A 23,792-nucleotide genomic window follows, 5' to 3' on the forward strand; every position below is an offset into this window, starting at 1 on the left:
AGTACTTCACAATCTTATTACAATTAGCCCACAAATTGTTTAGTGACATTTCAGCTAAACAGTGAGTGAGATCACTTATTTCACATTTTATATAAAATTAACCATCTCATTTGACATATATTAAACAATTAAATTACAAATAGAGCTGTAATCTGAAAGTCATCCGTTAAAGAATTCAAGATAGGCTTTCCCAAGTGACATGACTTGTGTAACAGTGGAAAGTCGAATTCCACGTATAAAGTCATGTTAATGACTAGAGTAGACTAGAATTTAGAGAATCGTTACTAACCAGAAGAACACGGTTTTCCTTTGATGGGGTGGTGAGCCCGGCCACTGCCCGATGCTGTACCCTGATAGGTGCAAATGCCGAGACCTCGGCGTTTTGGCCGAGTTTCTCCGTTCGGTGTACAGGCATAACGGTATTTCTTCGGTGATAAATTTTTAAAATTAAAGCGCTAAGGAGACTGTAAATGGCTGATAAGAAAGCGACACTTACCCTAAATGGTAAAGAGCCCATCGAGCTTGATGTGTTGTCCGGCACGCTTGGACAAGACGAAATCGATATCCGTAGCCTCGGTTCCAAAGGCTTTTTTACGTTCGATCCGGGATTTACCTCCACGGCGTCTTGCGAATCCAAAATCACCTACATTGACGGTGATAAAGGGGTGCTGCTGCATCGCGGCTTCCCTATTGACCAATTGGCGGAGAAATCCACCTATCTGGAAGTCTGCTACATTCTGCTGTTCGGCGAAGCGCCAACCGCCGAGCAGTTTGACACCTTCAAAACCACGGTAACCCGTCACACCATGATCCACGAACAGATTACGCGTCTGTTCCACGGTTTCCGTCGCGACTCTCACCCGATGGCGGTGTTGTGCGGCGTAACCGGTGCGCTGGCGGCGTTCTACCACGACTCACTGGATATCAGCATTGAGCGTCACCGCGAAATCGCCGCGTATCGCCTGCTGTCCAAAATGCCGACCGTGGCCGCCATGTGTTACAAATACTCACTCGGTCAGCCGTTCGTTTACCCGCGCAACGACCTGTCCTACGCCGGTAATTTCCTGCATATGATGTTCGCTACGCCGTGCGAAGAGTATGTGGTGAATCCGGTACTGGAACGCGCCATGGATCGCATTCTGATCCTGCATGCCGACCATGAACAGAACGCGTCCACCTCGACGGTGCGTACCGCAGGGTCTTCCGGTGCAAACCCGTTTGCCTGTATCGCTGCGGGCATCGCGTCTCTGTGGGGACCGGCGCACGGCGGTGCCAACGAAGCCTGTCTGCGAATGCTGGAGGAGATCAACTCGGTTGAGCATATTCCTGAATTCGTCAGACGCGCCAAGGACAAGAACGACTCCTTCCGCCTGATGGGCTTCGGCCACCGGGTGTATAAAAACTATGACCCGCGTGCCACCGTGATGCGTGAAACTTGCCATGAAGTGCTTAAAGAGCTGGGCATGAAAGATGACCTGCTGGAAGTGGCTATGGAGCTGGAACACATTGCGCTCAACGATCCCTACTTTATCGAGAAAAAACTCTACCCCAACGTGGATTTCTACTCCGGTATCATTTTGAAAGCGATGGGTATTCCGTCTTCCATGTTTACCGTGATCTTCGCGATGGCACGCACCGTCGGCTGGATTGCCCACTGGAACGAAATGCACGACGACGGCTTGAAGATTGCGCGTCCGCGCCAGCTGTACACCGGCTACGACAAACGCGACTTCACCTCTTCGCTCAACAATCGCTAAGCGTCATCCGCGAGGCAGCCACACCGACAAGCCGGGATTTTCCCGGCTTTTTTACGCCTCAATGCTGGCAATGTGGACACCAGAAAAACGGACGCGAAGAGAGCATGGTGCGCACGATGGGGTGCCCGCAGCGCTCACAGGGTTCCCCTTCACGGTCAAACACCTTGAAACGGAATAACGCGCCGTGATGGCGATTGTCATCTACCGTTCCCCGCGTGTGATAGGAAAGGCGCGGCAGTGATAATAACGCGTCACTCAGTGCACTCAGTTGCTCTTCATCCAACGTCGTCGCACTGTGCTGTGGCGACAGCGCAGCGTGCCATAAAATCTCCGCGCGCAAATAGTTGCCCAGTCCGGCCAAAAAAGACTGATCGAGCAACAAGCCACTCAAACGGCGACGGCAGAATCTGTTACTCAACACTCTGGCTCGCACCTGTTCCGGGGTAACGGACCTATCAAGCACATCAGGGCCAATGCGCTGCAAGAAAGGATGTGTGGCCAGCGCATCCGGCGTGAGCATGACAATATCCGAGGCGCTATACAGCAGAATCGCACGATGTTGCGTTTCGAAGCGAACGCGCAAATCGCGTTTGGTATCCGGCATCACGCCCGCATCAACCACGCGCCATAGGCCATAAAGCTGGTTATGGGTATAAAGAATCCGCCCAGTAGAAAAGTAGGTAAGCAGCGCTTTACCGCGCGTTTCCAACTTTTCAATCGTCTGCCCGGTAAGCTCCGTTTCGTAAGGTTTTAATTCAGGGAAAGCAAACCAAACCCCGGTTAACGGCTCCCCCACCACCGCCGCGGCTAACGCGTCGGCGGCGCGGCGGATCTCTGGCCCTTCAGGCATCAATCTCTCCTTTCTCGTCGGGGAATGTGCCCCGGACGCTAATGCGTAGTGCCGCCAGAAATAATCGCATCTTGCTGCTGAGTCAGCGCGACGGCAATCATGGCGACCAGCGCCTGCGTCACCATAGCAATCGGCATTGATGGCTCCCCAGGATGGCGCGCCGCCTGTTGCGGTGCATAGGGAATATGAACAAACCCACCACTGACTGCGCCGGAGCGCTGCGCCAGCGCGTGCAATAAGCCGTACATCACATGATTGCACACAAAGGTGCCTGCGGTGTGGGACACCGAGGCGGGAATCCCCTGCTCGCGTAACGCATTGACCATCGATTTGATCGGCAAAGTGGCAAAATAGGCGCTCGGTCCCCCTGGGATCACCGAGGTATCGATGGGTTGCTTGCCGTGATTGTCGGGAATACGCGCATCGTTGATGTTGATGGCGACGCGCTCGACGGTGATTTCGGCGCGCCCTCCCGCTTGTCCAACGGCTATCGTGCAGTCGGGCTGATGCTCAGCCAGCGCGGCATTGAGCTGCTGCAACGCCAGGTCGAACACACAGGCTAACTGGCAAGTCACCACCCGCGCACCGGCAATCTCACGCCCTTGCAATACCTTTACCGCTTCCCAGGAAGGGTTGATGGTTTCCCCGCCAAAGGGCTCAAACGCCGTCACCAATACGGTTTTCATGCTTGATTTTCACTCATTTTGCTGGTGTGGCGTAACTTACGCCGCCCTAACCTGAATCTGGTGCTCATTGAAACACTGACGCAACTTGCGCGCAAACAGCAGGGCATGATCGCCATCACCATGAAGACAAACCGTATCGGCCTCCACATCAACCCAAGTGCCATCGCTGGCACGCACCCGGCGACGTTTGATCATCTCCAGCGTTTGCGCCAGCGCCAGCTCATCGCTTTTGATCAACGCAGCAGGCTGGTCGCGCGGCACCAGCGTGCCGTCCGGCAGATAACCGCGATCGGCAAACACCTCCTGCCGTGTTGCCAATCCCAACCGCTGACCCGCGTGAATCAGTTCACTTCCCGCCAACCCGACCAGCCGCAACGCCGGATTCACCGATTGCACCGCACGCGCAATCGCATCGGCCAACATGGGATCGCGCGCGGCCTGGTTATACAGCATGCCGTGCGGTTTGACATGCGTCAGCCTGCCGCCTTCAACTGCCACAATCGCGCTTAACGCGCCCAGTTGATACACCACCTGAGCGAAGACCGTGTCTGCGGATACCGACATCGCCTTGCGGCCAAAGTTTTCCCGATCGAGAAAGCTGGGATGGGCCCCCAGCGCCACGCCGTAGCGCATCCCCCAACGCACCGACTGGCGCATGGTTTGAGCGTCCCCCGCATGAAACCCACAGGCAATATTGGCAGACGTGACTAACTGTAATAGCGCTTCATCATTGTTGCCGCCTTCGCCCAGATCGGCATTTAAATCAATAATCATTGAGCCTCCACGCCAGTTGTTCCAGATAACGCCTTTGCGCCTCTGACGCACGCAAGGCGTCATCCAGCGTGCAGGGAATGAAATGTATCGGTTCACCGAGCCGAATCTGCGCCAGATGGAATAAATCCGCCTCAATCACACAAGCAATGCGTGGGTAACCACCGGTGGTCTGCGCATCGGCCAGTAACAGGATCGGTTGACCCCCGTGCGGCACCTGAATCACCCCCGGCAGTACGCCGTGAGAAAAAAGCTCTCGCGGTGTTATGCGTGTCAACGCCGGTCCCTGTAACCGATATCCCATACGGTTACTCTGCGGACTCAGTTGCCAACCGGTGCGCCAAAACGTGTCGCGCGCCTCTTCACTGAATTCATGATATTCCGGCCCGGGAAGCACCCGCACCCGATTGCTGAACAGAATCTGCTTGATGCCGACAGGCTTATGCGGCTTGCGGTAGGCGGCTTTTTTCAGCGGAAGGATATCGCCATCTTGGAGCGGTCGACCAAGATAGCCACCAAACCCGGCTTTCAAATCAGTACTTAGCGATCCGAGCACCTCTGGCAGCCCCAGGCCACCGGAAATAGCCAGATAACTGCGCATGCCCCGACGCGGCATGCGCAGCCTGAGCGTTTGCCCCGCTTTCACATGAAAACGCCAACCGGTCCAGACCGGCTTACCATCGAGCTCGGCGTGGCTATCAGCCCCGGTCAATGCAATCCAGCAAGATGAGGTAAAGGTCGCCGCGAATTTTCCGAGCGTAATTTCCAGCCCGGCTTCGGACATCGCGTTGCCCACCAGCAAATTGGCAATGCTTAATGCTGGCATGTCCAGCGCACCAGACTGGCTGATACCCAGATGACGCAGATGATGCCGCCCGGCATCCTGCACCGAGGTATGCAGCCCGGCATGAGTTATCTTTAGCATAGGCCCTCCGGCTGCGGCACGAAGCGCACATTGTCACCGGGACGCAGCAACGTGGGTGGCTCCGCTCGCGGATCGAACAGCGTTGCCGACGTTCGGCCAATCAACTGCCAGCCTCCGGGGGTTGCCAGCGGGTAAATGCCGGTTTGCCGACCACCAATACCGACACTGCCAGCGGGCACACTCAGGCGCGGCTCTGCACGCCGTGGCGAATGCAGGGGTTCTGGCAATCCTGCCAGATAAGGAAATCCCGGCTGAAAACCCAGAAAGTACACCACATAGTGCGCCGCTGCATGCGCCTCCACCACCTGACGCGGAGAGAGCTGGCAATGCTGCGCCACCTGCAACAAATCCGGGCCAGCGTCGCCGCCATACACCACCGGAATCGTGATGTCCCGCGCTTCAATCGTTACCGATTCACTCTCTTCCCACCAGCGCTGCAAACGCTCAATAGCATCGCGCGCCGCCTGCTGCGGATGGGTTAACACCACCGTCAGGTTATTCATCCCAGGGATCGCCGCCTCCACCGCTTCATGCTGATGAAGACGTTCAGCCAGCCCCCAGATACGCTGTTGGCTTTGCAATGACAGCGGCGGCTCCAGTTCCAGCACCACGGCCCGCTCGCCCAATAAGTAGCACCGCGCTCGTTGCACGCTCTTCTCCCCATCGCGGTAGGGCATTACTCTGCCATGCCGCCTTGATACGCACTTCGCCCGACACCACGAGCGATAAGGTTTGTTAATAGACAAGCAATAAAGATGCCACTTTCTCTCACTAAAATTTTTATATTATTTTTAAAAAACAGTGAGTTGATTAGCACTAGGCGGGATTAGGGATATCCACAAAGGTTACATCAAACCCGTGCTGCTGCGCCAACCACTCCCCCAGCGCCTTAATGCCACCACGCTCTGTCGCGTGATGGCCTGCCGCATAGAAGTGCAGCCCCATCTCACGGGCGATATGAATCGTCTGTTCCGATACTTCTCCGGTGAAGAACGCATCGACGCCAAAGCGCGCCGCTTGCTCAATAAAGCCCTGACCGCCACCGGAGCACCAGGCCAACCGCGTTATCTGCGACGGTGCATTATCCCCACAATGCAGCACGGAACGCCCCAATCGCGCCTCCAGACGCTCACGTAACGCCTCGCCACTCACAGGCTGAGACAGTTCGCCATAAGGCAGCAGTTGCTCAATATCACCCAGCACGCGGATGTCTAACAGCGCCGCCAGACGGGCGTTATTACCTAACTCGGGATGGGCGTCCAACGGCAAATGATAGCCATAGAGGTTGATATCGTTCGCCAGCAATGTCTTCAAGCGACGCCGCTTCATGCCGGAAATCACCGGAGACTCGTTTTTCCAAAAATAGCCGTGGTGAACCAGCACGGCATCAGCCTGTTGAGCAACGGCTACGTCCAGCAGTGCCTGCGAGGCAGTCACTCCGGTGACAATCCGCTGCACGTTTTCACGCCCTTCAACCTGCAACCCGTTGGGCGCGTAATCCTGAAACGCGGCCACATTCAGTTGCTGGTTGATCACTGTTTCCAATTCGCTGTTGCGCATAACGCTCCTTAATATGCCTGATTCTGGCCTTTTTCCTGCGACGCTTTCGCGGCCTCAAAGGCTTCCAGCGTCATCAGCCTGGCCTGTTTATGATCGACCATCGGCGTCGGATAATCCAACGTGCGCCCTTGCCGCTGCGCCCAGCGATGCGGTTGGTGAATATCGCCGTCTGGCACCTCGGCCAGTTCGGGCACCCAATGGCGGATAAATGTCCCTTGCGGATCGAAACGTTCGCCCTGCGTGGTCGGGTTAAAAATACGAAAATAGGGTGCCGCGTCGGTACCGGTAGAGGCAGCCCACTGCCAGCCGCCATTGTTCGCGGCCAAATCGCCGTCCAGCAGTTGAGAAATAAAATAGCGCTCCCCTGCCCGCCAGTCGATAAGCAAATCTTTTACCAGAAAACTGGCGCAGATCATGCGTAGCCGATTATGCATCCATCCGGTGCCGTTCAATTGGCGCATCGCGGCATCAACAATCGGAAAGCCAGTCTTACCCTGTTGCCAGGCTGCCAGCGCTTTTTCGTCCTGCCGCCATTGCACCTGCTGCGTCCAATCTACAAACGGGTGGTGTTTACACAAGCGCGGCCAGGCAACCAGCAGATGGCGATAAAACTCACGCCATACCAGTTCGCTCAACCAGGTAAACGCCCCACCGTCAGACTGTTCTAACAGAGTGGGATGCTCTGCACGCAGACGATTGAGGCACTGACGCGGTGAGATGACGCCCAATGCCAGATAAGGCGAAAGTTGGCTGGTGCCTTGCTGTGCGGGAAAATCACGCTGTTGGTGATAATCAGCCGCGTTCGATTGGCAAAATTGGCGTAATCGCGCCAACGCGGCCTGTTCTCCTGCCGGAAACAGCGTCTCGTCCACCGCCTGTTGAGGGTAATCGAAGGGGATCAACGCCGCCCATTTTCCCACGTCTGCGTTGGCACGCTTTTTCGGCGCGGGGAAGCAGGTAACCTCCATCTCCAGCAAACGCTGGATAAACGCTTTGCGAAACGGCGTAAAGACTTTGTACATCTCCTGTTTTCCCGTCACCAGACTGCCTGGCGCTAGCAGTACGCTGTCATCAAACCCCTGACACACCACCTGCCCGTGCAGTTTGGCTTCCAGCGCACGATCCCGTTCGCGCTCATTGATTTCGTACTGGTAATGATAAAACAGGTGGGAAACATGCTGCTTTTTGCAAAACGCATCAACGGCGTCAACCGCCAGATGAAAGTCCTCACATTGTTGATAAAACAGCGGAATCCCTTTATCTGCCAACGACTGTTGTAATGCCTGGAGATTCTGTAGCAGAAACGTCGCCTGACGCGGCGCCATGCCGTGCGCCTGCCATTGGCCTGGCGTAGCAATATAAAGCGCAATGACCTTGGCATCGGCGTTCTGACAAGCAGCATGCAGCGCGGAGTGATCGGTGATCCGTAAATCATGGCGAAACCAGACCAGATGCGTGGTCATAACTGTTCCTTACTGGAAAATATTAGTGGCCATAGCGTAAACGCAAAGCTTCAGGATAGGGGTCAAAGTAGCGCTGCTGCGCCAGGTAATCATCAGGGTATTCGGTCATGTAATGACGCAACAGCGTCATCGGTGCCAGCAGCGGTTGCACACCTTGCCGATAACGATCGATCAGATTGGCTAACTCCTGACGCTGTTGGGAGGTCAGGTGGGGACGAAAATAACCCTGAACGTGCATCAATACATTGGTATGGTTACGACGCGATGCCGGGTGCGACAACAATCGCATAAAACGCAGCCGGTATTCCGTGGCAAAGGCTTCCAACGTCGGCCATTGCGCCATGCCTGCGACAAAAGGGCCCAGCTCTCGGTATTCGGGCTGCGAGTGCGCCAGTAACAACAATTTATAGCGGCTATGGAACGCCATCAGTGCGCCACGCGACAGCCCCTGCTGCCAGATTTGCTGCAATTCATGCAAGGCATAAACCCGGGCAATAAAGTTCTCTCGCAGCACAGGATCGCTCAAGCGGCCATTCTCCTCTAACGGCAACCACGGCATGTGCCGTTTCAGCGCTTGTGCAAACAGCCCTTCCCCGCTTTTCCGGGCATTTTTTCCCTGACTGTCATAGACCTTGACCCGTTCCATCCCGCAACTGGGGGATTTGGCACACAGGATAAAACCGCACAGATCGCGCAACGATGCCATTTTTTGCTCGGAAAAAGCGAGCATTTTATCCGTGACATCGATGCCAGAACCGTTGCTGGCACAGAGCCGAATCCCCTGCTGCCCCTCGTTGACCAGCCGCAGCGCCGGGCGCGGCACAGGCAGTCCGACCGCCATTTCGGGACATACTGGCTGAAAATGGCAATAAGGGGCTAATTGATCAACAGCAAACTCAAGACGCTTATGCCCACCGTCAAACCGCACTGGCGCACCGAGCAAACATGCACTTATTCCAACAGGAATAGGAGCTGACATCATAAACGCTCTCCCGTTCGTCAACATTCCCTCAGCATAGCGGATTTCAAGCGGTTACGGAGCAGATCGAGCGAAAACAAAAACCAAGGCGTATCAGAGGGAAGAGCAAAGGGAATAAAAAGACAGAGCTACTGACCGAGGCGTATTTGAGGTCAGTAGCGCACAACGATGTTGGTTACTGAATTGCTGAGAGGCTTAGAAAAAATCACCGGCTGCCGCTTCAGATTGTGCCATCCAGACCGGCTGATCGCTGGTTTTCAACCAAACACGGTGCAAATAGCTGTAAAAGCGGGCGCGATCGGTACGAAACAGCATTACAGGCAACGCCAGTAATCCGAAAGCAACAACAGCAACGCGACGTAGGAGAACGCGATACAAGGGATAAGCAGTATAAATCGACATAGCGATCCTCCTTCATCAGTGAGCGGCCACTGCAACGACCTGGCTCACAAAATCAACATAACGATGAATAACTGCTCAAAATAGTACCGCTTTTGTTGAAACTTTACTACTCATCGGACCAGAAAAAGATCGTGTTTTCGTCAATTTTCCCGAATATTCTGTTATTGAGTTACATAATGGTTAATGAATTACATTTAATGTATAAATTCATGTTGCGTTTATTGGCTTTTTTATCCGCTACCGCCGCGCTGCTCGCTTTCCGTCACCCGAAAGGCTTTTGTCGCAAGCACACGGAAATATATGATAGCGTCATAGAGTAGCGTTCGACGTCGTGCAGACGGCTCAATGCCAGCAGCAACGAGACAGAAGGAGTAAATACCCTGTTACCCGCTAGCGTTTTGATCGTAGAAGATGAAAAAGAGATCCAGCGCTTTGTACGCAGCGCGTTGGAAAACGAAGGGCTGCGCGTTTTTGATGCACAGACCTTGCAACGTGGCCTGCTGGAAACCGCTACCCGCAAGCCCGATCTGGTGATTCTCGATCTCGGATTGCCTGATGGTGATGGCACCCTTTACCTGCGTGACGTTCGCCAGTGGAGCAGCATACCGATTATTGTGCTGTCCGCACGCAGTGATGAACGGGATAAAATCGACGCGCTGGATGCGGGTGCTGACGATTATCTCGCCAAGCCGTTCGGGATTGGTGAATTACTGGCCCGTGTGCGCGTGGCATTACGCCGCCACGGGGCTAACGCAATGGAAAGCCCGTTGGTGACATTCGGCAGCGTTACCGTTGATCTCAGCCAGCGTTTGGTCAGCCGGGACGGCGAAACGCTACATCTGACGCCCACCGAATTCAAACTCCTGGCGCTGCTGCTGGCGAATGCGGGCAAAGTGCTGACGCAGCGCCAACTGCTGGTGCACGTTTGGGGACCCAATGCGGTGGAAAGCAGCCATTACCTGCGCATCTATATGGGACACCTGCGACAAAAGTTGGAAAACGATCCCACACGGCCTCGCCACTTTATCACTGAAACCGCGGTAGGTTACCGTTTTATGCCTTGAGCCACCGTGCTGATTAAACAGCGGATAACACTGGTTATCCCCCCCGAGCAGGCGTAACATCCCACGCTCATTCTATTGATCTCCATCCTGATTTTAATGCTGAGGCTCATCATGAGTAGCTGGTTACTTTATGCATTGCTCTCCGCCCTGTGTGCCGCTGCGGTGGCCCTGTTCGGTAAAGTGGGATTGCAAAATCTTGACGCCAACACGGCGACCGCTGTTCGTGCCGTGGTGATGGCGCTGTTTTTGGTGGGCGTTGTGGTGGTGCAAGGGAAAACCACCCTGATCGGTGAAGTGCTTGCCAATAAAAAAGCACTGGCATTTATTGTGTTAAGCGGGATTGCAGGAGCGCTTTCCTGGCTGTTTTATTTTTTGGCATTAAAAAATGGTAATGTAGCTCAGGTTGCCCCCATTGATAAACTCAGCGTTGTGTTTGCTGTTATTTTGGCGGCCGTTCTCCTGGGAGAGAAAATATCGCTATTAGGCGGCGTGGGTGTGGCCATGATATCCGTTGGTGCGCTACTGGTCGCATTAGGCTAAGGGTGTCCCTCGGCGTTGCCGAGGGCTTATAAAAAGAAGAAACAACAGGCCGTTAGCAACAGGTTCAGGTTATGAAAATCGCATCACATGGCAACCAAGGCTCTTTCTCTTTTCATGCAAGCAGCATATTGAATAAAATATGAATTCAGAATGCTGTTTATCCCTGCCACTGAAATAGAAATAGAGGTCATACCTATTCCTCAAGCAATTTATTTTTTCTTTATAAACATGAGTCATCATTAAATAAACAGAATCACTCTTTCGCTTAGTATTGATTTTTTTCAATGAACGAGCCGCACATGATTTATATTGAAGAAAAACATTTTTTCTGTCCATATCGCTATCCCATGAGATAAGAATTAAAAAGTACTCTGAGGTATAACAGGTTAACGCTGTCATATACCCAATTGTTGTTACTCTGACCTGCCTGCAATTGACCTTATTGAGGGGGGCGGGCTTAAGCGGGATGCCGCAGCACGAACACAGCGCGGTGTACTAAGCATACGCAACTAAAAGCCTGCTCAACACTGAGAGCGTCGGTTTCACCGTTAGTGGTTACAAGTATACGCAATGATAATATCCAATAAACGATAAACGAAAGGCAAACCAATAAAAAAACGCCCCTGCTATTAGTAGCGATACTCGATAAAAAAAGATTATCAATCGACTGAGCAAACGATTACCATTGAAAAATCTCAATGAATATCTTTCACCTTTACCTGTTTAGATAAATTAAAAGTACATCACAGAACAAAAAGGATATAACTCTCACACTCGTTTTCATTTTAAGAAAATGATTACTATTCATATGTTTTGCTACGGATATCGCACGGTTACAATGGGTGTCATTTCAAATGATAACAGTTACACAACAACTAAACAAAAAAAATGGACATTAGAGAAAACCATGCTATTAAATATTAATACAAAACGTGAACCACCAAGAGGAAGATGTATCCGCACACATAAACCCTCATAAAACCAGATAATAAAATAAACACAAGGAAATTTTTACATCAATCATTTATTAACTCACCATCGATGAATGTATTCACCCTACATAGGATCCAGGTGCATTTGCCCAGGCAGACATTTTTTCGGGAACAACCTGTTAAATAGGTACTAGACGATGGAAAGAACTGTTGTGCTCCTTCATTTTGATCGCTATTTTACTGTCGGCCTTGAACACCTCATCCATCAATGGTTCCATACCCAAAAACTTGAGGTTAATATTCAACATAGCGCTGAGCAGCTTGCACACGCGGATATTATTTTCACCACCCCGACGCAGCATGCACCGCGCTGGTGGCGTCAATTTCGCCGCAAACGGCGTGCTACCTTACTTTTCTTGCTGGTAAAGCAGAAGAACACACTCTGCTGTGGTTACGAAGACGGACAGTTGGCACTAAACGATCCGCCAGAAACGCTGTCAGCGTTATTGAATACTTTCGTTGCCAGCCCTTCATCGCCTGGGATTCCCTCCCACGTACAGCGATATAATATCGTGCATTGCCTCAGCCCACGCGAACGGGAGGTATTATGGGGCTACAAACAGGGACTCAACAACAGTAAAATCAGTGAACTATCCGGAATATCCATCAAAGCCATCAGCGCATACCGTAATCACGCCATGCAAAAGTTGATGCTGAAAAACCATGCCGACCTCCATGAGTGGTTACATAGCATCGCCGCCGAGAACCTTTCCTGCTATTTCAAGCAGAAAAAACAAAGGACGCACAGGGCGTCCTCAGTCTGATGACTACGTCACTTTCCCCTTTGTCATCCTCGGCGAAAGCCGGGGATCTCTGTAAGAATAAACGCGTTTCTTCTGCAAGAGATCCCCGCCTTCGCGGGAATGACGGTGGGCGTAGTGCTGTTGGTCAGCGGCCCCCCAGAGAGGGCTCAATCGAGCAACGCTTATTTGGCATTCGCCAGCACGGCGCTGACAATATCTACCGCTTCTTTCTCAATGCGCGCACGATGCTCCGCGCCCAGGAAACTTTCACAGTAAATCTTGTAGGCTTCTTCCGTGCCCGACGGACGTGCCGCAAACCAGCCGTTATCCGTCATCACTTTCAATCCGCCAATAGAGGCACCGTTACCCGGCGCAGCCGTCAAACGTGCGGTGATCGGATCGCCCGCCAGCGTACTGGCCGCAACCTGTTCGGGTGATAAGCGCGACAGTGCCGCTTTTTGCGCGTGGGTTGCAGAGGCTTGGATACGGTTGTAACTCGGTGCGCCAAAACGGGCCGCCAGCGCATCATAGTGTTGTTGCGGATTTTTGCCGGTTACCGCGGTGATCTCAGCCGCCAGCAGGCACATGATGATACCGTCTTTGTCCGTTGACCATGGCGTACCATCAAAGCGCAGGAAGGATGCTCCCGCACTCTCTTCGCCGCCAAAACCAAAGCTGCCATCGAATAACCCATCAACAAACCATTTGAACCCGACCGGTACTTCCACCAGTTTGCGCCCAAGGTCGGCCACCACACGGTCAATCATGGCGCTGGAAACCAGCGTCTTGCCGACAGCAACAGATTGCCCCCACTGCGGACGATGGCGGAACAGGTAATCGATGGAGACAGCCAGATAGTGATTCGGGTTCATCAGGCCAGCAGGTGTCACAATGCCGTGGCGGTCATAATCCGGATCGTTGGCAAAGGCCAGATCAAATTTATCACGCAGCGCCAGTAACCCAGCCATCGCTGACTCTGAGGAGCAGTCCATGCGGATAACGCCGTCATGATCCAAGGTCATAAAGCGGAAAGTCTGATCGACCGCATCGTTGACCAGCCGCAAATTCAACTGGTAGTGCTCTGCGATGCGCTGCCAGTAGGCAATGCCCGAACCGCCCAACGGATCGACACCCAGTGTCAACCCTGCCTTCTGAATGGCGGGAATATCCACGACCTCACGCAATCCCTCGACATAAGGCTGCACCAGATCTTGCTCATGCACATGACCGCTTTGCCAGGCTTTATCCAACGTCAGGCGTTTCACCGCTTTTAACCCATCGGCTAACAGGGCGTTGGCGCGTTTTTCGATAACGCTGGTGACATTGGTATCAGCAGGACCGCCATTAGGCGGATTATATTTGATACCGCCATCTTCCGGCGGGTTGTGAGACGGTGTAATCACAATCCCATCGGCCAGCGCATTGCCTTTGCGGTTATGCACCAGAATGGCATTGGAGATAGCGGGTGTCGGCGTAAAACCATTGTCCTGCTGCACCACCACGTCAACGCCGTTCGCTGCCAGCACTTCCAGCACCGAAATAAAGGCCGGTTCCGACAGTGCATGGGTGTCTTTACCCACGAAGCATGGACCGGTGATCCCTTGCTTTTTGCGCTCTTCGGCAATCGCCTGAGCGATGGCCAGAATATGCGCCTCGTTAAAACTGTGGCGCGCCGCGCTGCCGCGGTGGCCAGAGGTCCCGAACTTCACCGCGTGCGCGGCGTTTTCCACATCGGGAACTAATACATAATACTGTGACGTTAATTGCGCCACATTAATCAAATCACTTTGCCGGGTGGGTTGTCCGGCTCTGGGGTGATTAGCCATCGGCGTTCTCCCTGACGCTATTCGTTAAGACGCTATTTGCTAAATAGTACCGCACACTTTTTCGATAAGTTCCGTTGGGAACTGCATCGACTGCATGATTTGTTCAACCATGCTGCGCTTGCGATCCGTATTGGTATTGGTGATGACCCAGTAGGGCGTGCCCTGTATATGTTTGGGTTTGGTATGGACGCCATGCTGAAGCAGTGTGTGTTCGTCGCCAGCAAAATACACGCGCGTGCGGCCATGAAGCTGCTCGGTTGCCGCAGAAAAGGCATTCGGTTCGAGGCAATATAATGTGGAGAGCACCAGCATAAAGCGATTGATGGCTTTACTTTGCGCGGCATATTCATCGGACAACAGCAGTTCACGCACCGCCCTGACGCCATCACGCGGTTTTGTAGCTACGCTCGCTGACGTCTGCGCTTTGGTTGGCGCAGCCTCAGAAGCGGTGACGACCTGTCCTGCCCGGAAATTCAACATGCGACGCAGAATATCCGAGGCGCTTTCACCAATGTGCTGCGTGTGGCTGGCAATATAACGATACAGCTCTTCGTCGACCTCAATAGTTTTCATCTTTATCCAGTACTGTTTTTACTCTAATTAATCGGCAAGAAGTATATAGGCGAATCAATACCACCGAACAGCGGCATAACACAAACAATATCGAAAGTCAGACGATCTCCCATCTGCTCCCTCGCCCCATTACCTGCAACCTGCAAAAAGCATAGCCTTCATTTCCCACAGGGCAACATCATCGGCAGCGGTCATGATACCCTAAGCGTCTGTGTCTCTGAATGAACTTCACCATGAAATTGAATTATCGCCTGCAAAATGCGCAACACCCCACGCATACACTGCCTATCGTATTGATTCACGGCCTGTTTGGTAATCTGGATAATCTGGGCGTTCTGGCGCGTGACCTGCAAAAGCAGCACGATGTCATTCAGGTCGACTTACGTAACCATGGATTATCACCGCGCACGCCGGAAATGAACTACTCCGCCATGGCAAGCGATGTGAAAGAACTGCTGGATGCGTTAACTATCGATAAGGTGATTATCATCGGGCACTCCATGGGGGGGAAAACCGCGATGGCGTTGAGTGCACAGATTCCTGACCGCATCGAGAAAATCGTCGCCATTGATATTGCACCGGTCGATTATCAACTGCGTCGCCACGATGACGTTTTTGCGGCACTGCGGGCGGTTAGCGCTGCGGGCGTCACCAGTCGCACCGAAGCCGCCGCCATCATGCGTCACCACCTTAAGGAAGAGGGCGTGGTGCAATTTCTACTGAAATCCTTTCAGCAGGGGGAGTGGCGCTTCAATGTCCAGGTGCTGTGGGAGCAGTATGAGCACATCGTTGGCTGGGAAACCGTACCCGCCTGGCGCAAACCTATCCTGTTTATTCGCGGTGCCGCATCCTCTTATTTGGACGACCGCTATCGGGAAACGCTGTTGCAGCAGTTTCCCAATGCGAAAGCGCATGTGATTGCAGGCAGTGGTCACTGGGTTCACGCAGAAAAGCCCGATGCGGTTCTGCGCGCTATCCACCGTTTTCTTGAGGTGTCCCCCGCATAATCCGTAGCGATCGGCGGCAGTTACCCATTGTCGCCGCCAGCCTCGCTGGGGTATGATGGCGCCCGCAGTAGAGGGACGGCTGAATCAGCCTTATGCACCGTAACCACATCATCAAAATGTCACGCTGAACCGATGCGTGCATTTTGGTCAGACTTCCTTGCAGCAGCACTACCTATGGCAAAAGAACAAACGGACCGTACCACGTTGGATCTGTTCGCGGATGAACGTCGGCCTGGTCGTCCCAAAACCAACCCGCTTTCACGCGACGAACAGCTTCGCATTAACAAGCGCAATCAATTGCGTCGTGACAAGGTGCGAGGTTTGCGTCGCATCGAATTGAAAATTAATGAAGAAGCCGTGGAAGCACTCAATAGCCTGGCTGAAATGCAGAACATCAGCCGTAGTGAACTCATTGAGCGCATGTTGCTGGCGCAACTGGCGGACAAAGACCTTTCATCCTGATACGTTGATTTCCGGCGTCATCCATGACGCCCTGTCTCCCTCCCTGGTAACGGCATTGTTCGATAAACCGCTCGGTTAAAATTTTTCCCAGTTATCGTTTCCCGGTGGCAACGCCTTTTTGACGGTTGTCGCACTGCCAGCACGCGCCAGGGCAGCGACTGGCGCCGCAGCAGGAGCGGCCACCGGCACGGAGGACTCAGACAGTTGGAACACGGCCACTGTCCGGTTGAGTACCGCAGCCTGCTCTTCCAACGACAGCGCGGCCGCAGAAGCCTGCTCCACCAATGCCGCGTTTTGCTGCGTCACGCTGTCCATTTCCGCCACCGCTTGTCCAACCTGCGCGATACCTTTGCTTTGCTCACCGGATGCCGAGGCAATTTCCCCCATGATGTCCGTCACATTGGTCACGGCACGAACAATGTCACTCATGGTCACGCCAGCATCTTCGACCAGCTGAGAGCCAGTGCCCACACAGTGGGCGGATTCGGCGATCAACCCTTCGATCTCTTTTGCCGCCTGCGCACTGCGCTGCGCCAGACTGCGTACTTCACCCGCGACCACCGCAAAACCGCGCCCTTGTTCACCGGCCCGCGCCGCTTCAACGGCGGCATTAAGCGCCAGGATGTTGGTCTGGAACGCAATACCGTTGATCACCGTAGTGATCTCGGCGATGCGTTTTGAACTTCCTGAAATCTCCGCCATGGTTTTCACCACGTTATCGACAATCTCGCCCCCTTTTCTCGCCGTATTGGACGCTTGCAACGCCAATTGGCTCGCGTGATTGGCGTTTTCCGCATTCTGTTTGACGGTTGCGGTCAACTGCTCCATGCTGGCCGCCGTCTCTTCCAGTGCGGAAGCCTGATGTTCAGTACGCGATGAAAGGTCATTATTGCCGGAAGCAATCTCGGATGCGCCAAGGTAGATGGCATCGGTGCTGGAACGAATGGTGCTTACCGTCGTCGCCAGACTGGTTTGCATATTCCGCAGCAGAGGCAGCAACCGCCCCACACAGTTACGACCAAAATCATGAATCGGCTTGCCGAGTTGCCCGGAAGCGATAGCGCTGAAGTGATCGCGTAGCGTATCGAGTGGCTTCACCAAACAGGCCACCAGATAGCGATCGGTGAAAAACAGTAGCAGCAGCCCGACAATCAATCCCGTCAGCAAAATATTTTGACCAACGGCAGTGATTTGCTGAAAACGCACGCCCGCTGCGGCAAACTTATCGGAGCCTGCCTTGTTAAACGCGTTTACCGAGGCCCCGAATTGACGACTGAGGGCAGGCACCGTTTCCTTGGCATAGCGTTGATATTCATCCAATGCGTTGGCCTGCGCCTTTTGAAACATCGGATCAACGCCTTGGGTAATCAGGTTGCCCCAATCGCGGACCACCGCTTCAGCCAGCGCGGCATCCAATCCCGCATGATCGATGCTGCTAAAGGTGGCCAGATCGGATTTCAGGTTGTTCAATGCCGTCAATGCTGACGCCTGTTCTTTATCCGCCAGGGTGTTTTCACCGTTACGACGCCAATCCACTACCCGTGCCAAACGGGTTACCATGCGAAAATATTGATCGTTGCCCTGATTGACTAAATTCATGTTATGAACCAGTAAGGTACTGGTCTGTGAGGTCGTGGTCATCTCTTTGAAGGAGAAAATGGTGTAGACGGAAACACCGCCCCAAAGCACACAGAAAACCCCTAAAACCCATAACATTGCCGTTCTGATGGCGATGTTTCTAAAAAATTGCATAAGCCAGCTCCAGATATAAAATAACGTACGGTAGGGTTATTATTTTTAAAAAAATCATCAGGTTTGAAACAATCCCTAACGGGAAAAACACGCGATGCTTCACGTTTGCAAGCACACAGCGAACCTTCTACTTTCATCGTCAATATTAAAAGAATATTTAGTAGTTTCCCTCCGTGATCTACAGCACGCTGTGACTAAAAATTAGTTATTACTCATATTTTTCACAAAGATAGGGAAACGGGTGATAACAATGCCGCCGCTAAAGTAATTAAAAAAACTGGCGGAATTGCGCAAATGAGCTATGTGATAAAAACCCTGACTTAATAGCGGTTATTTTCGCTTTGGGTCAGGGAAAAGATACAAGTTTCTCCTACCCCCTGCGTCTGATATTATTACTTGATATGTAGGTGATAAACCGCACCATACCATTAAGAATAAAGAGGTTATTTTATCCATGGCACTCATAGGCATTTTCTTTGGCAGTGACACCGGCAATACCGAAAACATTGCCAAGACAATCCAACAGCAACTGGGCAGTGATGTTGCAGAGGTTCATGACATCGCCAAGAGCAGCAAAGAAGATATCGAAGCGTTTGATATCCTGCTGCTGGGTATTCCGACCTGGTACTATGGTGAGGCCCAGTGCGATTGGGACGATTTCTTCCCGACATTAGAAGAAATTGATTTCAATGGAAAAATCGTTGCCCTGTTTGGCTGTGGTGACCAGGAAGATTACGCCGAATACTTTTGTGACGCGATGGGAACGCTGCGCGACATTATTGAACCGCGCGGGGCAACGATTGTCGGCAATTGGTCAACGGAAGGTTACTATTTCGAAGCCTCTAAAGGGTTGGCAGACGACAACCACTTTATCGGTCTGGCGATTGATGAAGACCGTCAACCTGAACTGACCGGTGAACGCGTGAGTGCCTGGGTCAAACAAATCAGCGAAGAGCTCAACCTGAAATCACTGGCCGGTTGATCGCCACTGTTTTACATAAAAGCCCTGATAGCAATGTCAGGGCTTTATTAATAGATAAAACCGATTAAATTAATAGAAACATTTTTTTAACTTCCTGGTCTAAGCCTGTACAATAGTACCCATCGGTTTTGTACGTTTATCAATTTTCTCCATTTTACAACAAGAGATTGCGCGCGAATGCACACTTTCTTTATGGAGACGGTATTGTTAACATCCCATGGTTTTCATTTTTAATGCGCGGTTCTATAATTGAGACGCCATTACAATTTTTGAGCCGACCGATGTCATAGGCTTAATTGCCCCCATCGACGAGAAAGCAACAGGACTAAACCCGCATGACTGACAATAACACCGCATTAAAGAAGGCCGGCTTGAAAGTCACTCTGCCAAGACTGAAGATTCTGGAAGTGTTGCAGGATCCGGAGTGTCATCACGTCAGCGCGGAAGATTTGTATAAAAAACTGATAGATATGGGCGAAGAGATCGGTCTTGCGACCGTTTATCGCGTGCTTAACCAGTTTGATGATGCCGGTATTGTCACCCGTCATAATTTTGAAGGTGGTAAGTCAGTGTTCGAGCTGACACAGCAACACCACCATGACCATCTTATTTGCCTGGATTGCGGACGCGTTATTGAATTCCGTGATGAATCTATCGAAGCGCGTCAGCGCGAAATCGCAGACAGACACGGTATCAAACTGACTAACCACAGTTTGTACCTCTATGGCCATTGCGCTACGGGCGACTGCCGCGAAGAAGAAACGCTCCACGACCCAAAATAAGTCAGGTTTTTTCTGATTGATGCCATAAAAAAACCGCCCAAACAGGCGGTTTTTTCATTTCAGTCAAACGCTGGCCTCAGCCAACCCAGGTATCACGCAGACCTACCGTGCGGTTGAACACCAGATGCGTTTCGCTCGAATAGCGGCGATCGGCACAGAAATACCCTTCGCGTTCAAACTGATACGCTTTTTCTACTTCTGCCTTCGCCAAACTCGGTTCAACAAATCCCTGAGCCACTTTTAGCGAATCCGGGTTGATGGTTGCGAGGAAGTCATCCGCCGCACCTGGATTTGGCATGTTGAACAGGCGATCGTAAAGGCGGAACTCAGCCGGCAGCGCATGTGCGGCAGAAACCCAATGAATAACGCCCTTCACTTTACGCCCGTCAGCCGGGTCTTTACTCAACGTTTCGGCATCATAAGTGCAATACAGCGCGGTGATAACGCCCTGTTCATCTTTCTCAACCCGTTCCGCCTTGATGACATACGCATTGCGCAAACGCACTTCTTTACCCAGTACCAGACGCTTGTACTGTTTGTTCGCTTCTTCACGGAAATCGGCACGATCGATATAAATCTCACGGCTGAACGGCACCTGACGCGTTCCCATTTCCGGCTGATTCGGATGATTCGGCATGGAAACCCACTCTTCGTGGCCTTCTGGCAGATTCTCGATAACCACTTTTACCGGATCCAACACCGCCATGGCGCGCGGCGCATGCTCATTCAGATCGTCACGAATACAGGATTCCAGCGCCGCCATTTCGACATTATTATCCTGTTTGGTCACGCCGATACGACGACAAAACTCACGCACGGAGGCAGCTGTGTAACCACGGCGGCGCAGGCCGGAGATGGTTGGCATGCGAGGATCGTCCCAGCCTTCAACCACTTTTTCCGTCACCAGTTGATTCAGTTTGCGTTTGGACGTCACCGCATATTCCAGGTTCAGGCGCGAGAATTCATACTGACGCGGATGACAAGGAATGGTGATGTTGTCTAACACCCAATCGTACAGGCGGCGGTTGTCCTGGAACTCCAGCGTGCACAGTGAGTGCGTAATCCCTTCCAGCGCATCGGAAATGCAGTGCGTGAAATCGTACATGGGATAGATGCACCACTTTTTCCCGGTCTGGTGATGCTCGGCAAATTTGATGCGGTACAGGACCGGATCGCGCATCACGATGAACGGTGATGCCATGTCAATCTTGGCGCGCAGACATGCGGTGCCCTCAGCAAACCCGCCGTTGCGCATTTTTTCAAACAGGTTCAGGTTTTCCTGAACGCTGCGATCGCGGTAAGGGCTGTTTTTACCAGGGGAGGTCAGCGTGCCACGGTACTCGCGGATCTGCTCGGGAGAGAGTTCATCCACATAGGCCAGCCCTTTACCAATCAGTTCGACCGCATACAGATGCAACTGGTCAAAATAATCAGAAGAATAGCGAATCTCACCGCTCCAGGTGAAACCCAACCATTGCACATCCTGCTTGATGGACTCGACGTACTCGATATCTTCTTTCACCGGGTTGGTGTCATCAAAACGCAGATTACATTGACCGTTGTAATCTTGCGCCACCCCGAAATTGAGGCAAATGGACTTGGCATGGCCGATATGCAAGTAGCCATTGGGTTCCGGCGGAAAACGGGTTTGTACCAGGCTGTGTTTTCCAGACGCCAGATCTTCATCAATGATCTGACGGATAAAATTGGTTGGGCGGGCTTCGGCCTCACTCATGCTTGATTCCTCGATGCAAAACGACACATAACCCGCAATGATCCAACAAGCTACGGCAGGACACAACTGTTACTTGCACTAAATCTTATGAAATACACAGAAAGAGGCAAAACAACGGATGATTACGCATGAAGTAATCTAAAACGGGCGTCCTGTTATGCTAACGGCGATAAAAAATGCGGCGTGAGGAATACCCCACGCCGCACCATTTAACGCTCACAACACCATCACTGCTCGTGGTGAATTTGCTTCAAGGCCGTGGCGATCGCCTCCGCCTGCGTCCCTACAACAATTTGCACATTCTGTTTATTCAAGCGGATAACCCCCGCCGCCCCCAGGCGTTTCGCCTGGGCCTCATCCACTTGCGCAGAATCCACCACATTCAGCCGCAGACGCGTGATACAGGCATCAATCCCGACCAGATTGGCTTTACCGCCCAGCGCCGCCAAATACCCCTGAGCCAGAGATGTCGTATCATTCACCTTCTTTTCGGCAACGCGTTGATGTAGCGTCACACCCTCCGCTTCGCCACCATCAACCGACGGCTCGCGCCCCGGCGTCAGCAAGTTGAAACGTTTGATGGTGAAACGGAACGTCACATAGTAAATAACAAAGAACATCAGCCCTTGCGGAATCAGCATATACCACTGGGTAGCTAACGGGTTACGTGATTGAAGTACCATATCCACCAGCCCGGCACTAAAACCGAACCCGGAAATCCAATGCATGCTTGCCGCAATGAACACCGAAATCCCGGTCAACACGGCATGCAGCAGATACAGCACGGGCGCTACGAACATAAACGAAAACTCAAGCGGCTCGGTGATCCCGGTGAAGAAAGCGGCAAACGCGGCGGCCATCATAATCCCCGCCACTTTGCTTTTGTTTTCCGGACGCGAGCAGTGATAAATCGCCAACGCAGCACCCGGTAAACCAAACATCATGATGGGGAAGAACCCCGCCTGATAGCGTCCCGTGATGCCAACAACCGCTTTGCCCGCATCAATGGACTGCTGTCCACCGAGGAAATTCGGAATATCGTTAATGCCCGCCACATCAAACCAAAATACCGAGTTCAACGCATGGTGCAGGCCTACAGGGATCAGCAGGCGGTTGAAGAACGCGTACACGCCGGCCCCCACCGATCCCAACTGCTGGATATGCTCGCCCAGTGTGACCAGCGCACTATAAATCACCGGCCAGACATACATCAGGATGAAGGCAACAGCGATCATCAGGAATGAGGTCAAAATAGGCACCAGTCGACGCCCGCTGAAAAACGACAATGCCTCGGGCAGTTTGACATGGCTGTAACGGTTGTAGAGTTCCGCCGAAATAATACCGACCAGAATACCAATAAACTGGTTTTGGATTTTGCTGAATGCCTTGGGCACTTCGGCCAACGGAATATGCTGGATCATCGAAACGGCTGCGGGAGAGCACAACGTGGTCAGCACCAGAAAACCGACGAATCCGGTTAACGCCGCCGCCCCGTCTTTATCTTTGGACATGCCATAAGCGATACCCACCGCAAACAGCACCCCCATGTTTTCAATGATTGCGGCACCGGATTTGATCAGCAACGCCGCCAGCGCGCTCTCACTGCCCCAACCGTTGGGATCGATCCAGTACCCTATCCCCATGAGAATCGCGGCGGCTGGCAACGTCGCCACAGGTACCATCAGCGCACGGCCTACCCTTTGTAAATAGCTAAGAACACTCACATTATCCTCTCTCTCCCGCCAGGGGATACCAAACTGCCCGTTAAACCCATTCACAGCAGCCATCCCATTCAAGGCGGCTTGTGCTTGAAGTGTAAAAAAAATAATTCGCCACGCAAATTAATCCCTAGCATTCTGTGACAGAACGCGCAAAACACCCGCATATTAAATCATTATACCTATCGATTAACTCACCTTATTTCAAGATAAAAAAAAACAG

Annotated in this window: 22 protein-coding genes; 8 read left to right on the forward strand and 14 right to left on the reverse strand. The window is 52.5% G+C overall.

All coding sequences use genetic code 11. The features are described 5' to 3' along the window. Positions 1 to 470 precede the first annotated feature (470 nt). Entirely contained in the window at positions 471 to 1,757 is a 1,287-nt protein-coding gene (locus tag J5067_RS08120) for a citrate synthase (protein ID WP_264645057.1), read from the forward strand. 58 nt (positions 1,758 to 1,815) lie between these two features. On the opposite strand, the gene nei is transcribed toward J5067_RS08120, so the two are convergent. From nei to J5067_RS08165, 9 genes are all read right to left on the reverse strand, one after another. Continuing rightward, positions 1,816 to 2,607 carry an endonuclease VIII gene (gene nei, locus J5067_RS08125; protein ID WP_264650869.1) on the reverse strand — a complete coding sequence of 264 codons (792 nt, stop codon included), beginning with the start codon at positions 2,605 to 2,607 and terminating at the stop codon, positions 1,816 to 1,818. Between the two features lie 38 nt (positions 2,608 to 2,645). Next, on the reverse strand, positions 2,646 to 3,293 hold the full coding sequence (gene pcp, locus J5067_RS08130; protein WP_264645055.1) for a pyroglutamyl-peptidase I: 648 nt from the start codon (positions 3,291 to 3,293) through the stop codon (positions 2,646 to 2,648). Between the two features lie 36 nt (positions 3,294 to 3,329). Continuing rightward, on the reverse strand, positions 3,330 to 4,067 hold the full coding sequence (pxpA, locus tag J5067_RS08135; RefSeq protein ID WP_264645054.1) for a 5-oxoprolinase subunit PxpA: 738 nt from the start codon (positions 4,065 to 4,067) through the stop codon (positions 3,330 to 3,332). Then, positions 4,057 to 4,989: a 5-oxoprolinase subunit PxpC gene (pxpC, locus tag J5067_RS08140; protein WP_264650870.1), complete on the reverse strand. Its 933-nt coding sequence runs from the start codon at positions 4,987 to 4,989 to the stop codon at positions 4,057 to 4,059. The genes pxpA and pxpC overlap by 11 nt, the downstream gene beginning before the upstream one ends. Further along, positions 4,983 to 5,639 carry a 5-oxoprolinase subunit PxpB gene (gene pxpB, locus J5067_RS08145; RefSeq protein WP_264650871.1) on the reverse strand — a complete coding sequence of 219 codons (657 nt, stop codon included), beginning with the start codon at positions 5,637 to 5,639 and terminating at the stop codon, positions 4,983 to 4,985. The genes pxpC and pxpB overlap by 7 nt, the downstream gene beginning before the upstream one ends. Before the next feature lie 166 nt (positions 5,640 to 5,805). Further along, entirely contained in the window at positions 5,806 to 6,549 is a 744-nt protein-coding gene (locus tag J5067_RS08150; protein ID WP_264650872.1) for a type 2 GTP cyclohydrolase I, read from the reverse strand. Between the two features lie 8 nt (positions 6,550 to 6,557). Further along, positions 6,558 to 8,012: a deoxyribodipyrimidine photo-lyase gene (gene phrB / locus J5067_RS08155; RefSeq protein ID WP_264650873.1), complete on the reverse strand. Its 1,455-nt coding sequence runs from the start codon at positions 8,010 to 8,012 to the stop codon at positions 6,558 to 6,560. 22 nt (positions 8,013 to 8,034) lie between these two features. After that, complete coding sequence (locus tag J5067_RS08160) at positions 8,035 to 8,991, reverse strand: DUF523 and DUF1722 domain-containing protein (RefSeq protein WP_319801685.1); 957 nt, start codon at positions 8,989 to 8,991, stop codon at positions 8,035 to 8,037. Positions 8,992 to 9,186: 195 nt separating this feature from the next. Then, positions 9,187 to 9,393, reverse strand: a complete 207-nt coding sequence (locus J5067_RS08165) for a YbfA family protein (RefSeq protein WP_264645048.1) — start codon at positions 9,391 to 9,393, stop codon at positions 9,187 to 9,189. 380 nt (positions 9,394 to 9,773) lie between these two features. Here J5067_RS08165 and kdpE point away from each other — a divergent pair, with 380 nt between their 5' ends. From kdpE to J5067_RS08180, 3 genes are all read left to right on the forward strand, one after another. Beyond that, a complete protein-coding gene (kdpE, locus tag J5067_RS08170; protein WP_264645094.1) occupies positions 9,774 to 10,457 on the forward strand; it encodes a two-component system response regulator KdpE in 684 nt (227 codons plus the stop codon). Between the two features lie 111 nt (positions 10,458 to 10,568). Next, entirely contained in the window at positions 10,569 to 10,997 is a 429-nt protein-coding gene (locus J5067_RS08175) for an EamA family transporter (protein ID WP_264628601.1), read from the forward strand. A 1,129-nt stretch (positions 10,998 to 12,126) separates the two neighbouring features. Further along, positions 12,127 to 12,753 (forward strand): response regulator transcription factor, encoded by a 627-nt coding sequence (locus J5067_RS08180; protein ID WP_264645047.1) that lies wholly within the window; start codon positions 12,127 to 12,129, stop codon positions 12,751 to 12,753. A 161-nt stretch (positions 12,754 to 12,914) separates the two neighbouring features. Here J5067_RS08180 and pgm read toward each other — a convergent pair whose 3' ends face one another. Both pgm and seqA read right to left on the reverse strand, forming a co-directional pair. Then, positions 12,915 to 14,558, reverse strand: a complete 1,644-nt coding sequence (gene pgm / locus J5067_RS08185; protein WP_264645046.1) for a phosphoglucomutase (alpha-D-glucose-1,6-bisphosphate-dependent) — start codon at positions 14,556 to 14,558, stop codon at positions 12,915 to 12,917. A 39-nt stretch (positions 14,559 to 14,597) separates the two neighbouring features. After that, positions 14,598 to 15,131 (reverse strand): replication initiation negative regulator SeqA, encoded by a 534-nt coding sequence (gene seqA, locus J5067_RS08190; protein WP_264645045.1) that lies wholly within the window; start codon positions 15,129 to 15,131, stop codon positions 14,598 to 14,600. 233 nt (positions 15,132 to 15,364) lie between these two features. On the opposite strand from seqA, the gene ybfF reads away from it, so the two are divergent. Next, on the forward strand, positions 15,365 to 16,138 hold the full coding sequence (gene ybfF / locus J5067_RS08195) for an esterase (protein ID WP_264650874.1): 774 nt from the start codon (positions 15,365 to 15,367) through the stop codon (positions 16,136 to 16,138). 174 nt (positions 16,139 to 16,312) lie between these two features. After that, positions 16,313 to 16,600 (forward strand): LexA regulated protein, encoded by a 288-nt coding sequence (ybfE, locus tag J5067_RS08200; RefSeq protein WP_222160012.1) that lies wholly within the window; start codon positions 16,313 to 16,315, stop codon positions 16,598 to 16,600. A gap of 75 nt (positions 16,601 to 16,675) precedes the next feature. On the opposite strand, the gene J5067_RS08205 is transcribed toward ybfE, so the two are convergent. Next, the gene (locus J5067_RS08205; RefSeq protein ID WP_264650875.1) at positions 16,676 to 18,352 is read right to left on the reverse strand and encodes a methyl-accepting chemotaxis protein; all 1,677 of its coding nucleotides are present in this window, start codon (positions 18,350 to 18,352) and stop codon (positions 16,676 to 16,678) included. Between the two features lie 454 nt (positions 18,353 to 18,806). Between J5067_RS08205 and fldA the strand changes: the two genes are divergently transcribed. Further along, positions 18,807 to 19,334: a flavodoxin FldA gene (gene fldA / locus J5067_RS08210; RefSeq protein WP_264645042.1), complete on the forward strand. Its 528-nt coding sequence runs from the start codon at positions 18,807 to 18,809 to the stop codon at positions 19,332 to 19,334. 335 nt (positions 19,335 to 19,669) lie between these two features. Further along, complete coding sequence (fur, locus tag J5067_RS08215; RefSeq protein WP_264650876.1) at positions 19,670 to 20,116, forward strand: ferric iron uptake transcriptional regulator; 447 nt, start codon at positions 19,670 to 19,672, stop codon at positions 20,114 to 20,116. 76 nt (positions 20,117 to 20,192) lie between these two features. On the opposite strand, the gene glnS is transcribed toward fur, so the two are convergent. Then, a complete protein-coding gene (glnS, locus tag J5067_RS08220) occupies positions 20,193 to 21,851 on the reverse strand; it encodes a glutamine--tRNA ligase (protein WP_264645040.1) in 1,659 nt (552 codons plus the stop codon). Positions 21,852 to 22,078: 227 nt separating this feature from the next. After that, positions 22,079 to 23,575, reverse strand: a complete 1,497-nt coding sequence (nagE, locus tag J5067_RS08225) for an N-acetylglucosamine-specific PTS transporter subunit IIBC (protein WP_264651098.1) — start codon at positions 23,573 to 23,575, stop codon at positions 22,079 to 22,081. Positions 23,576 to 23,792 lie beyond the last annotated feature (217 nt).

Source organism: Candidatus Symbiopectobacterium sp. NZEC151, assembly GCF_025962655.1.
In the GTDB taxonomy this organism is placed as follows: domain Bacteria; phylum Pseudomonadota; class Gammaproteobacteria; order Enterobacterales; family Enterobacteriaceae; genus Symbiopectobacterium.